9 protein-coding genes and 1 pseudogene are annotated in these 12,592 nt (G+C 71.0%); 8 read left to right on the forward strand and 2 right to left on the reverse strand.

Annotation, left to right across the window (positions count from 1 at the left end):
* From ACYVE9_RS06135 to ACYVE9_RS06150, 4 genes and pseudogenes are all read left to right on the forward strand, one after another.
* Positions 1–865 (forward strand): annotated as a pseudogene (locus ACYVE9_RS06135) (ABC transporter ATP-binding protein); the annotation flags it as partial.
* 139 nt (positions 866–1,004) lie between these two features.
* Entirely contained in the window at positions 1,005–1,982 is a 978-nt protein-coding gene (locus ACYVE9_RS06140; RefSeq protein ID WP_461026690.1) for a FadR/GntR family transcriptional regulator, read from the forward strand.
* Positions 1,983–2,344: 362 nt separating this feature from the next.
* Complete coding sequence (locus tag ACYVE9_RS06145; protein ID WP_461026691.1) at positions 2,345–3,904, forward strand: RNA polymerase sigma factor; 1,560 nt, start codon at positions 2,345–2,347, stop codon at positions 3,902–3,904.
* Between the two features lie 203 nt (positions 3,905–4,107).
* A complete protein-coding gene (locus ACYVE9_RS06150) occupies positions 4,108–4,926 on the forward strand; it encodes a S1 family peptidase (protein WP_461026692.1) in 819 nt (272 codons plus the stop codon).
* Positions 4,927–5,097: 171 nt separating this feature from the next.
* On the opposite strand, the gene ACYVE9_RS06155 is transcribed toward ACYVE9_RS06150, so the two are convergent.
* Positions 5,098–5,325, reverse strand: coding sequence for a DUF7455 domain-containing protein (locus ACYVE9_RS06155; protein ID WP_461026693.1), 228 nt, complete (start codon positions 5,323–5,325; stop codon positions 5,098–5,100).
* 437 nt (positions 5,326–5,762) lie between these two features.
* Here ACYVE9_RS06155 and ACYVE9_RS06160 point away from each other — a divergent pair, with 437 nt between their 5' ends.
* The 3 genes from ACYVE9_RS06160 (at position 5,763) to ACYVE9_RS06170 (ending at position 10,166) form a co-directional block, all read left to right on the forward strand.
* Complete coding sequence (locus ACYVE9_RS06160) at positions 5,763–7,886, forward strand: DNA gyrase/topoisomerase IV subunit B (protein ID WP_461026694.1); 2,124 nt, start codon at positions 5,763–5,765, stop codon at positions 7,884–7,886.
* A gap of 136 nt (positions 7,887–8,022) precedes the next feature.
* Positions 8,023–8,535, forward strand: coding sequence for a DUF485 domain-containing protein (locus ACYVE9_RS06165; RefSeq protein ID WP_461026695.1), 513 nt, complete (start codon positions 8,023–8,025; stop codon positions 8,533–8,535).
* Complete coding sequence (locus tag ACYVE9_RS06170; RefSeq protein ID WP_461026696.1) at positions 8,532–10,166, forward strand: solute symporter family protein; 1,635 nt, start codon at positions 8,532–8,534, stop codon at positions 10,164–10,166. The genes ACYVE9_RS06165 and ACYVE9_RS06170 overlap by 4 nt, the downstream gene beginning before the upstream one ends.
* Positions 10,167–10,308: 142 nt before the next feature.
* Here ACYVE9_RS06170 and ACYVE9_RS06175 read toward each other — a convergent pair whose 3' ends face one another.
* Entirely contained in the window at positions 10,309–11,244 is a 936-nt protein-coding gene (locus ACYVE9_RS06175; protein ID WP_461026697.1) for a sucrase ferredoxin, read from the reverse strand.
* A 60-nt stretch (positions 11,245–11,304) separates the two neighbouring features.
* Between ACYVE9_RS06175 and ACYVE9_RS06180 the strand changes: the two genes are divergently transcribed.
* The gene (locus ACYVE9_RS06180) at positions 11,305–12,570 is read left to right on the forward strand and encodes a CobW family GTP-binding protein (RefSeq protein ID WP_461026698.1); all 1,266 of its coding nucleotides are present in this window, start codon (positions 11,305–11,307) and stop codon (positions 12,568–12,570) included.
* Positions 12,571–12,592 lie beyond the last annotated feature (22 nt).

Below are 12,592 nucleotides of genomic sequence, written 5' to 3' on the forward strand. Positions count from 1 at the left end.
TGTACCTGCCACCGCGGCAGGCGTCCGGCCCCCGGCTGCTGCCCGTCGGGTCCGTGCCGGCGGTGGACTGCCACCGCGGCTGGTCGCCGTGCCCGCTCCCGGGCCGAGTTGGCCGCTCCGCTACGAGCTGCGCCGACTGACGGGCGTGCGATCGAGCTGGGTGACCGGTGGGATCGCGCTTGTCGCCGGCCTGGTGGTGGCCGCGGTGCTCGGCTTCCAAGCGGGTACCCCGATGCCGCGGGTACTCGCCGGCTGGCCGCTGGACGTGCCGCTGCCGCCGCTGGCCGCCGCAGCCGGCCTGCTGGGCGCGCTCTCCTTCGGTCAGGAGTTCCGCTACCCGGCGCTGGCCCCCGCCCAGGTACCCGTCCCACGGCGGTTGGGGCTGCTGGTCGCGAAGCTGACCGTCGCCGCCGGGCTGGCCGTGGCGCTGTGCCTGGCCTCCACCGTGCTCAACGCGGCGATGGTCACCGCGCTGTACGGGGCCGACTCGCTGGTGCTGTCCGGCCAGTGGCCGCTGCATTTCGCCGGCACGGCGGCGCTGGCGGCCGGTTGTGCCTGGGCGGGTCTGCTGGCTGCCGCGGTGTTTCGTTCGACCGCCACCGGGATCGTCGGGTTCCTCGCCGTTCCGCTGCTCATCACACCGGGGATCGGCAGGCTGCTGGACGGTCCGACCGGCCGCGTCGTCGAGGCGTTGCCCGGCCGGCTGGAGTCGACGCTGCTCGCCTCGTGGCCGTCGGGAGTCGGTGAGAGTGCCGCCGCGCTCGCCCGGGTGCTTTCCCAACCGGTGGGCGGTGCCCTGGTGTTGTCCTTGCTGGTGCTGTTCGCCGCCTACACCTTCACGGCGTTGCGGACCCGGGCCGGCTGAGCGTCGTAGGTCTCAGGGCCTCGCGCCGCGGGCCCGCCGTTGCCGCCGCGCTCCCCAACTGGCGTTCATCTGACGAAGAGAGGTCGATTTCTTCCGAAAATGGCGTCAATGGCATACCCGTCGACGATCACCCTTTCGTGTGCTTTTCACCAAAGCCCTCAAGGCTGCGCCGAACACCGCCGACAAAGGAGGCGTGACTACCCTTGCGCACTCCATGATGACCGCGGCCCGCACCTCCGACTCCGGCCTCGCCGGCTCCGGGGAGCTGGACCGATACACCTACGCGGACGCTCCTGGCTCCTCGCGCCCGTCCGCCAACACCCCCGGCTGGGAGGGGGGTGACGCAGACATGTCCCGCGTCGGCCGCCGCCCGGCGGCCAGTCGCGGGCGCGGGCTGCACGGCCAGCTGGTCCAGCAGCTCGGTCAGATGATCGTCTCCGGTGATCTCGGTGCGGACCGCCCCCTGGTTCCGGAGGAGATCGGGCAGCGCTTCGAGGTCTCCCGTACCGTCGTCCGCGAGTCGCTGCGCGTGCTGGAGGCCAAGGGCCTCGTCAGTGCGCGTCCCAACGTCGGCACCCGGGTCCGCCCGGTCAGTGACTGGAACCTGCTCGACCCCGACATCATCGAATGGCGCGCCTTCGGCCCGCAGCGTGACAACCAGCGGCGCGAACTGTGCGAACTGCGCTGGACGATCGAACCGCTCGCGGCGCGTCTTGCGGCCGGGCACGGGCGGGAGGAACTCCAGCAGCGCCTCCGCGACATGGTGGAGATCATGGGGCACGCGCTCACCCAGGGGGACGGTCTGACGTTCTCCCGTGCGGACGCCGAGTTCCACGGTCTGCTGCTGCAGGCCGCCGGCAACCGGATGCTGGAGCACCTGTCGGGCATCGTCTGCTCCGCGCTGCACGTGTCCGGCGGGCCGGTCACCGGCTGCGAGCGCCCGACGGAGGTCTCGGTGGCCCATCACCAGCGCATCGTGGACGCCCTCGGGGCGGGGGAGGCCGCCGCCGCGGAGACCGCGATGCGCCAGTTGCTCTCGGTCCAGCCCGAAGCGCCGGTGGCACCGGGGGCCCCCGCGGCCGCCGAGCACGTGGTGCCGGCACCTCGCGAGCACTGAACCGCCGGTCGCTCCGGCGTCGGCTGCTGACTCCGCCGTCGTCCCGCCTCGCGGCGGGGCCCGGCGGGGCCGGATAGACCGGGAGATTCCGGAAGGAATATCCGCAAAGTCCAAGTTCGTCCGGAAACCGCGCATGGATCGTGTGACTCGGGACACGTGAATTGGGCGTAACGCTTCGACGAGAAGCACGATGACTCAAGAGGTGGCTGCCGCAGAGGGAGTACAGCCGAGATCCACAACGCTGTACCGCCCTCTGTACCGCACCGCCCGAGTCGCCGCACCATCCCCGTCGGCGCTCGCAGGTTCCAACAGTCCTCCGTGGACGGAACCGTAGCCGTTTCCATCGTTCCGAGAGGTTGTTCGTGTCGGCCAGCACATCCCGTACGCTCCCCGCGGAGATCGCCGAGTCCGAGTCCGTGATGGCGCTCATCGAGCGGGGAAAGGCTGATGGGCAGATCGCCGGCGACGATGTGCGTCGAGCCTTCGAGGCCGACCAGATTCCGCCGACGCAGTGGAAGAACGTCCTGCGCAGCCTCAACCAGATCCTCGACGAGGAGGGTGTGACGCTGATGGTGAGTGCCGCCGAGGCGCCCAAGCGCACCCGCAAGAGCGTCGCAGCGAAGGCCCCGGCTCGGCGTACCGCCACCAAGGCGGTCCCGGCCAAGAAGTCGGTGGCCGAGCCGTCGGCGGAGTCGGAGCAGGTTCCCGGCGACGACACCGAGTCGGCCGACGCGCCTGCCAGGAAGGTCGCGGCGAAGAAGGTCACCGCCAAGAAGGTCGCGGCGAAGAAGACCACCACCAAGAAGACGGCCGCGAAGAAGACCACCGCCAAGAAGAACGTGGTCGACGAGCTGCTGGAGGGTGACGAGGAAGCTGTCGAGGAGGCCCCGGGCAAGGGCGGCAAGCCCGGCGCGGACGGGCCCGCGGTCGAGGGCAAGACGGAGAACGAGGGGTTCGTCCTCTCCGACGACGACGAGGACGACGCTCCGGCCCAGCAGGTCGCCGCCGCGGGCGCCACCGCCGACCCGGTCAAGGACTACCTCAAGCAGATCGGCAAGGTCCCGCTGCTCAACGCGGAGCAGGAGGTCGAGCTCGCCAAGCGCATCGAGGCCGGACTGTTCGCGGAGGACAAGCTGGCCGGCGCCGACAAGCTGGCTCCCAAGCTGAAGCGTGAGCTGGAGATCATCGCCGAGGACGGCCGCCGGGCGAAGAACCACCTGCTGGAGGCCAACCTCCGACTCGTGGTCTCCCTCGCCAAGCGCTACACCGGTCGCGGCATGCTCTTCCTGGACCTGATCCAGGAGGGCAACCTCGGCCTCATCCGCGCGGTCGAGAAGTTCGACTACACCAAGGGTTACAAGTTCTCCACGTACGCGACGTGGTGGATCCGGCAGGCCATCACGCGCGCCATGGCCGACCAGGCCCGCACCATCCGCATCCCGGTGCACATGGTCGAGGTCATCAACAAGCTGGCCCGCGTGCAGCGTCAGATGCTCCAGGACCTGGGTCGCGAGCCCACCCCGGAGGAGCTGGCCAAGGAACTCGACATGACCCCCGAGAAGGTCGTCGAGGTCCAGAAGTACGGCCGGGAGCCGATTTCCCTGCACACGCCCCTGGGTGAGGACGGCGACAGCGAGTTCGGTGACCTCATCGAGGACTCCGAGGCCGTGGTCCCCGCCGACGCGGTCAGCTTCACCCTGCTCCAGGAGCAGCTGCACTCGGTGCTGGACACGCTCAGCGAGCGGGAGGCGGGTGTCGTCTCGATGCGCTTCGGGCTGACCGACGGCCAGCCGAAGACGCTCGACGAGATCGGCAAGGTCTACGGGGTGACGCGTGAGCGCATCCGGCAGATCGAGTCGAAGACCATGTCCAAGCTGCGGCACCCGTCGCGTTCCCAGGTGCTCCGCGACTACCTGGACTGATCACTCGGCAGTGCTCTCCGTGGGCCGGCACCCCCAGGGGGTGCCGGCCCACGGTTGTGCGCCGGGCGGGTACGTCGGCGTGCGACGGACGACGCCGGTTGATCGCGCGTCAGTGCGAGACGGGTCGTCACTTTCCGTCCACGGGAGGTGACGTCCGTGAGTACCACGAGTCATGCGTCCGTCACGTGCGGTAGACAAGGGGGATGCGTTTCTCTACGCGCCTGCTACTGGGCGCATCCGTGCTGTTGTTGTCCGTCGCCGTACTGCTGCCGGCCGGTGCCGCCGTGGAGACCCGGATCATCGGTGGGGCCCCGGCCAGGGCGGCGGACCATCCGTGGACGGTGGCCGTGGCCAGTCCCGACCGGTTCGGCGCGTCCCGCTCCGGCCAGTTCTGCGGAGGAGCCCTGGTGGGGCCGCGCACGGTGGTCACCGCAGCGCACTGCTTCGCCCAGGACGTACTGGGCACGACTGCCGGCAGGCTGAGGGACCTCCGCGTGATCGCGGGCCGCGACGACCTCACCGGCGGCGGTGGCGTGGAGGTACCGGTGCTTCGCACCTGGGTCAATCCCGGCTACGACACCCGGACCAACGCCGGTGACCTGGCCGTGCTGCGGTTGGCCGACGACCTGCCGGCGGGCTGGGTCGTCCCGATGGCGGAGCCCGGTGACCCGGCGTACCGGCCGGGCACGGCGGCGACGGTGCTGGGCTGGGGCGACACCCGGGGGGACGGGAGCTACGCCGTCCGGCTCCGCTCGGCGGACGTGGCCATGATGAGCGACGACTACTGCGCCGACGCCTACCCGGGCGGCCCGGGAGGGGCCTTCAGGGCCCGCACGATGGTCTGTGCGGGCCTGCCGCAAGGTGGGCGGGACGCGTGCCAGGGGGACAGCGGTGGGCCGCTGGTGGCCCGTGGGCGTCTCGTGGGCCTGGTCTCCTGGGGGTCCGGCTGCGGACAGGCCGGGAGGCCGGGCGTGTACACGCGTATCTCAGCGATGCGGGACCTGGTTGCGGAGAACGGCTGAGCGGCGCCCGCCGGAGCGGTGGCCGGTCCGTGCGGGCGCCTGCCAGGCCTCGTGGTGCGGACCGTGCGGGTACGACGAAGGGCGGCCGACCCCTTGAGGGGTTGGCCGCCCTTCGCCTTCCGGCCCTGGGCCGGTCCGAGCTCGTCGGTCGGGGTGGATGTGAAGCGTCGGTCAGCGCTCATCCTCGGCGGTCACCGGGGCGGCGGTGAGACGCTCCGTCTCATCCTGTATTTCCGCGGCGATCTTCTTGAGTTCTGGCTCGAACTTGCGGCCGTGGTGCGCGCAGAAGAGCAGCTCACCACCGGTGGCCAGTACGACGCGCAGGTAGGCCTGGGCGCCGCAGCGGTCGCAGCGGTCAGCGGCCGTCAGCGGGCTCGCGGGTGTCAGAACAGTAGTCACGTCGCCTCTTCTCTAGCTCGACGAGCTGTCGTACCAGGGTCAACATCCAACCAGGCCGAAAACGTTCCCGCTCGAGAACTTTCTCTCGAACTTTTTCTCTTGGAGATGGCCGAATGCTGCCGGTTGGCGGCGAAAGAGCCGTATTGCTGAGCTGCTAGGGATCTGTACGTCTTGCGCTTGTTGTCCGGTTGCCCGGTTGTGGTCCGTCGAACCAGTTCTGCCGGTTCGTTGATGAGGACGTGCCCGGAGCCTAAATGGTTCATGCCCCGAAGGGAACGTGATGTACACGTCACCCTTAAGAGTTATCGAACGTCTGCACGACGCTGGTCTAGCATAGGTTTACCCCCGGGTGGCGTCCCACCAGCCTTACTTGGCCTGGGTACCCTCTCACCGGCAAGCCAGCCACCCCCATGGAAATTCAGCGAGGAGCGAACCGCGTGACCGCCGAGTCGTCTGTGCCGTCGTCCACTGCGCTGCTGTCCGGAGCGGACCGTGACGGCTCCAACTACACCGCGCGGCACCTGCTGGTCCTCGAGGGGCTGGAGGCGGTGCGCAAGCGACCCGGTATGTACATCGGCTCCACGGACAGCCGCGGACTCATGCACTGCCTCTGGGAGATCATCGACAACTCCGTCGACGAAGCCCTGGGCGGCCACTGCGACCACATCGAGGTGTGCCTGCACGAGGACGGCTCGGTGGAGGTGCGGGACAACGGCCGCGGCATCCCGGTCGACGTCGAGCCCAAGACGGGGCTGTCCGGCATCGAGGTCGTGATGACGAAGCTGCACGCCGGCGGCAAGTTCGGCGGCGGCTCCTACGCCGCCTCCGGCGGTCTGCACGGCGTCGGCGCCTCCGTGGTCAACGCCCTCTCCGCGCGGCTGGACGTCGAGGTCGACCGCAACAGCCGCACGCACGCGATCAGCTTCCGCCGGGGTGTGCCCGGCATCTTCACCGAGTCCGGCCCGGACGCCCCCTTCGATCCCACCACCGGCCTGCTCAAGGGCAAGCGCATCCCGAAGAACCGCACCGGCACCAGGGTGCGCTACTGGGCGGACCGGCAGATCTTCCTCAAGGACGCCAAGCTCTCCCTCGACCACCTGTACTCGCGGGCCCGCCAGACCGCCTTCCTGGTACCGGGGTTGACGATCACCGTGCGCGACGAGCGCTTGGTGGAGAGTGACAAGGCGACCGAGGAGGTCTTCCGGTACGACGGCGGGATCAGCGAGTTCTGCGAGTACCTGGCCCAGGACCGGGCCATCTGCGACGTGCTGCGCCTCCAGGGGCAGGGCTCGTTCAAGGAGACGGTGCCGGTGCTCGACGACCGCGGGCACATGATCCCCACCGAGGTCACCAGGGAGTTGGGCGTCGACGTGGCCCTGCGCTGGGGCACCGGCTACGACACCACGGTCAGGTCCTTCGTCAACATCATCGCCACCCCCAAGGGCGGCACCCACATGACCGGCTTCGAACGCTCGGTGACGAAGACGGTCAACGAGGCGCTGCGCGCGGCGAAGCTGCTGCGGGTGGCCGAGGACGACGTCGTCAAGGACGACGCCCTGGAGGGCCTCACCGCGGTGGTGACGGTCCGGCTGGCCGAGCCGCAGTTCGAGGGCCAGACGAAGGAGGTGCTCGGCACCTCCGCCGCGTCCCGGATCGTGGCCCAGGTGGTGGCGAAGGAGCTCAAGGCCTTCCTGACCTCCACCAGGCGGGACGCCAAGCAGCAGGCCCGAGCCGTGCTGGAGAAGGCGGTGGCCGCCGCCCGTACCCGCATCGCGGCTCGACAGCACAAGGAGGCGCAGCGGCGCAAGACGGCGCTGGAGTCGTCCTCGCTGCCCGCCAAGCTCGCCGACTGCCGCAGCGACGAGGTCGAGCGCAGCGAGCTGTTCATCGTCGAGGGCGACTCGGCGCTCGGTACCGCCAAGCTGGCCCGCAACTCCGAGTTCCAGGCGCTGCTGCCGATCCGCGGCAAGATCCTCAACGTCCAGAAGTCCTCGATCTCGGACATGCTGAAGAACGCCGAGTGCGGGGCGATCATCCAGGTCATAGGAGCCGGATCCGGCCGGACCTTCGACATCGACCAGGCGCGCTACGGCAAGGTCATCTTCCTCGCCGACGCGGACGTCGACGGCGCCCACATCCGCTGCCTGCTGCTGACGCTGTTCCAGCGCTACATGCGGCCGATGGTCGAGCAGGGCCGGGTCTTCTCCGCGGTGCCGCCGCTGCACCGCATCGAGTTGATCAACCCGAAGAAGGGCCAGGAGAAGTACATCTACACCTACTCCGACAGCGAGCTGCGGCAGCAACTGCTGGAACTCCAGCGCCGCAACGTCCGGTTCAAGGACTCCATCCAGCGCTACAAGGGCCTGGGCGAGATGGACGCCGACCAGCTCGCCGAGACGACGATGGACCCCCGCCACCGCACGCTGCGGCGGATCAACATCAGCGATCTCGACGCCGCGGAGAAGGCGTTCGACCTCCTGATGGGCAACGAGGTCGCCCCCCGCAAGGAGTTCATCACCACCTCCGCGGCCACTCTTGACCGCTCCCGGATCGACATCTGACCGCTCCGGTCGCTGCCGTCACCTGATGGGGTGAAGGTCGCGACATCCGGGCTGTGGGGCCCGTGTTCTGCCCCCATCCTTGGACCCGGCCGTACGCCCGCACAGCGGGTGAGGCCGCGGAGCGAGGAGAGTTCGGGTGACACAGCACGACGGTGCCGGTGACCGTGGCGCGGTGCGGTACGAGGACCCCTGGTACGACGCCCTGGGGTCTCAGTGGGGGGAGCCCCGGCCGCCCGGCGGGCCGGAGAGCGCCGAAGCCGGGCGCAGTAACGCTCCTGCGCCCGGCTCGGCCACTCCTGTCGTGCCACCGCCCGAGTGGACCCATGACGCGGTCTACCTCGCCGTGCACCGCAGCGGCGCCTTCGAGGAGGTCCGCCGCAGGCACCGGCGGTTCGTCTTCCCGGCGGCCGTCCTCTTCCTGGGCTGGTACCTCGCCTACGTGATCGCGGCCACCGCCGCGCCCGAGCTGATGGCCCGGCCGGTGGCCGGCGGCCCGGTCAACGTCGGGCTGCTGGCCGGGCTCGGCCAGTTCCTCAGCACCGCGCTGATCACCTGGGCCTACGCCTGGAACGCCGGCCACCGCCGCGACCGGGCGGCTCTCGACCTCCGCTGGGAGACCCAGCTGCGCACCAGGGAGGCGCAGCGGTGATCATCAGCCACCAGGCGCTGGCCCTGGTCCTGTTCAGCGCGTTCGTCGCGGTCACGCTGGTGATCACCACCTGGGCCGGTCGCCGCCGCCAGGGCTCGCCGGAGGAGTTCTACGCGGGCGGGCGGCTGTTCTCCCCGATGGAGAACGGGTTCGCGATCTCCGGCGACTACATGTCCGCCGCCTCCTTTCTCGGCATCTCCGGCCTGATCGCGCTCTACGGCTACGACGGCATGGTCTACGCCGTGGGTTTCCTCGTCGCCTGGCTCGTGGTGCTGCTGCTGGTGGCGGAACTGGTCCGCAACTGCGGGCGGTTCACGCTCGCGGACGTACTCGCCGCCCGGCTGCGCCAACGTCCCGTCCGGGTGGCGTCCGGCACCGCCTCCGTCATCGTCTCGGTGCTGTACCTGGTCGCCCAGATGGTCGGTGCCGGCACGCTCGTCGCCCTGCTGCTCGGTGACACCGGTACCGACGCGCGCACCTGGACGGTGATCGGGGTCGGCGCCCTCATGGTGGTCTACGTGTCGTGCGGCGGTATGCGGGCCACCACCTGGATCCAGATCGTCAAGGCGGTGCTGCTGATGGGCGGCGCCATCTCGCTCACCGTGCTCGTCCTGCTGCGCTTCGGCGGCGAGCCCGGCGCGTTGCTCACCGGTGCCGCCGAACGCAGCGGGCACGGCACGGACTTTCTCGCTCCCGGCCTGCTTTTCGGCGAGAGCCTGCTCTCGCGACTGGACTTCATCAGTCTCGGTCTCGCCCTCGTCCTGGGCACGGCCGGGCTGCCGCACATCCTGGCCCGCTTCTACACCGTGCCGACGGCTCGGGCCGCCCGCCGCTCGGTGATCTGGGCGATCGGTCTGATCGGCAGCTTCTACCTGATGACCATCGTGCTGGGCTTCGGCGCCGCCGCGCTGCTCGGTCCGGACGCGGTGCGGGCGGACAACGCGGCCGGCAACACCGCGGTGCCGCTGCTGGCGAGGTTCCTGGGCGGCGGCGTCGGCACCACGGGCGGCACGGTGCTGTTCGCGGTGGTGGCGGCGATCGCCTTCGCCACCATTCTCGCCGTGGTCGCCGGCATCACGCTGGCCTCCTCCGCGGCCATCGCACACGACCTGTACGCCCCGCTGCGCCGCTCGCGTGGCACAACGGGAGCCGACACCGACACCGACACAGGCCGGGGGAGCGCCGGCGGCAGTGAGGTCGCGGTGGCCCGTGGGTCGGCGGTCGTCATCGGGGCGATCGCCATCGGCCTGGGCCTGCTCGCGCAGAACCTCAACGTGGCGTTCCTGGTCGGTCTGGCGTTCGCGGTGGCCGCCTCGGCGAACCTGCCTGTGCTGCTGTACACCCTGTTCTGGCGCCGGTTCACCACCCGGGGCGCACTCTGGGCGGTGTACGGCGGTCTGGTGCCCGCGCTGGCCCTCGTGGTGCTGTCGCCGGTGGTCTCCGGCAGCCCGGAGGCACTCTTCCCGCATCTCGACTTCGCGTATTTCCCGCTCCAGAACCCCGGTGTGGTCTCCATTCCGCTGGGCTTCCTCGCCGGCTGGTTCGGCACCGTGACCGACGACGAGCGCTCGGACCCGGCCCGGCACGCCGAGACGGAGGTCCGTGCGCTGACCGGCGCGGGAGCGGTCTGACAGTCCCGCCCGACCCAGGCCGGTCGTCACGGCTGCGAAGGCGGGCTTCGAGTGCCCCCTCTGAGGGGATGAGGGCGGGTCATGCCGTGCCGCCTGCGTGCCGACCCGTTCCGCACGGGGAAAGGCCACGCGGGGGCGGTGCTCAGACGACCGTGGTGCCGCGGCCGGCGGCCTGCTCCGGCCCGGTGAGGGCGGTGACCTCCATGTGCGGCTGACGGCTCAGCGCGGCTCCGCAGCTCGCGGCGATCGGCGGCCGGTCCGGCGCGGCGATCACGTTGACGCGCCAGGACCGGCCGTCCCGGTGGGCCACCGTGACCGCCCAGGCGTCACCGTGCGTCTCGGTGCCGGTGACGGACAGCGCGTCCGCGTCTCCGTCGCCCGTCAGCTCCCGCACCGCCAGTTCCGCGGCCTGCCCGGGGCGTTCCCAGCAGGATCGGCCGCGGCAGTGGTCGGTGACCACCCGGCCGTCGCGCACCGCGGTCAGGACCTCCTTGACCAGTGGGGCGTCGGCCCTGCCGTAGGCGTAACCGTGGGGGAGCACCACCAGCGTCGGGGAGAAGCGGTGCCCGCCGATGTGCGTCACCTCCCACACGTCGGCGTCGCCGGAGGCCGCCAGCTCGGCGGCCAGCGGGCGTCCCAGCAGCGCGCAGCAGCGGTCGCGTTTCCCGTTGGTGCACACCAGCGCCAGCGGGTCGCCCCGGTGCGGCTCCCAGAGGCCGTTGTGGCGTCCGTCGCCCAGCGCGGTGAGGTCCAGGTCCGCCAGCTCCGTCAGGGTGTCCAGGCGGGTGCTGCGGATCCAGGAGCGGCCCGGCTCGGTGTGCGCGGCGAAGACCCGCCGGACGCCCGCGCTGCCACGGTCCGCGTGCGGGCCGGGCCGGCGGATCAGCGCGACCCGCACCCCGGTGCCGGCCGAGCGCTCCGCCAGGGCTGCTCCGAGCGCGGGGTCAAGGCGGCTGTGCAGCAGCGCGTCCGCTCCCCAGGGCCCGGGCTGTTCGATCAGCAGCCAGGTGCGGGCGGTCGCGGCGGTCGCCGCGAGCGGCTCGTCGAGTTCCCTGGAGGCGATCGTGCACGTACTCACATAGGTGAGCCTAACCGCCGTTAGGATCAGAGGCCTTCCCGAACCCCTGGAGGCAGTGCCGTGGTCGCCCGTCGTATTCCGGTTGTCGTGCTTGCGGGCTTCCTGGGCTCGGGGAAGACCACGCTGCTCAACCACCTGTTGCGCAACCGCGGGGGCGTCCGGATCGGGGCCGTGGTCAACGACTTCGGCAGCATCGAGATCGACGCGCTGACGGTCGCCGGGCAGGTCGACTCGATGGTCTCGCTCGGGGACGGCTGCCTGTGCTGCGCGGTGGACACCGAGGACCTCGACGAGGTGCTCGGCACGTTGGCGCAGCCCGTCGCGGGCATCGACCTCATCGTGATCGAGGCGAGCGGGCTCGCCGAGCCGGAGACGCTGATCCGCATGGTGCTCGCCAGCACGGACCGGCGCATCCTCTACGGCGGCCTGGTCGAGGTGGTGGACGCGGCGGAGTTCGACGCGGTACGGGCCCGGCACCCGGAACTGGACCGGCACGTGGCCGCGGCGGACCTGGTGGTGCTGAACAAGACCGACCGGGTCGACGGCCCGCGACTGGCGGGCCTGCTGGAGACGCTGGGACGCCTCGGCCGGGGTACTCCGGTGGTGACGGCGGAGCACGGGCGGGTGGATCCCGAGCTGCTGTTCGACCGGGACGCGGCCGGGGAACGGGAGCGGGCCTCGGGAGTGCGGCAGCTGTCGTTCGAGGACCTGCGCATCGAGGAGGAGGCCGATGGCCCTGCCGAAGCCGGTCGCGCGGACGCGTCCTGCGGCCCGGGTGACGAGCACGGGCACCTGCACGACGGCTACCGCAGCGTGGAGTTCAGCTGCGCGGAGCCGCTCAGTCCGCGCCGGTTCCTGGACTTCCTCGACGCCCGGCCCGAGGGCCTGTACCGGATCAAGGGCTTCGTGCACTTCGGCGCGGACGGCGCGGCGCGGCGCTGGACGGTGCACGCGGTCGGGGGCTTCCTGCGGTTCCACCCGGAGCCGTGGCCGCCCGGCGAGCGGCCGGAGACGAACCTGGTGCTGATCGGGACCGGCCTGGACGGCGACGGCCTGCGCAAGCAGCTGACCGACTGCGTCGGCCCGGGCCCCGACGAGAGCGGGCCGAGCAGCATGTGGGGTGTGCTGCGCTACGTGGACGGCCCGGCTGCGGGGGAGTACGGGTCGGGCGCGCCCGACCCGTCGGACGTCGACCAGACCCCGGAGGCGTTCGAGCCCGCGGAGGCGTTCGAGCCGGTGGAGGTGCTGGACCCGGCGGACGTGCTCCGTCCCACCGACGTCCCTCCGGCGCCGACCGGCCCGGCTCCCGCACCCGAGGCCGACTGAGCCCCGCGCCGCCCACCGCCAC

The sequence above is a fragment of the Streptomyces sparsus genome, from assembly GCF_054776295.1.

Excerpts from the sequence above, each read along its gene's own strand:
- ACYVE9_RS06150 (WP_461026692.1), top strand. The coding sequence starts at position 4,108 with ATGCGTTTCTCTACGCGCCTGCTACTGGGCGCATCCGTGCTGTTGTTG.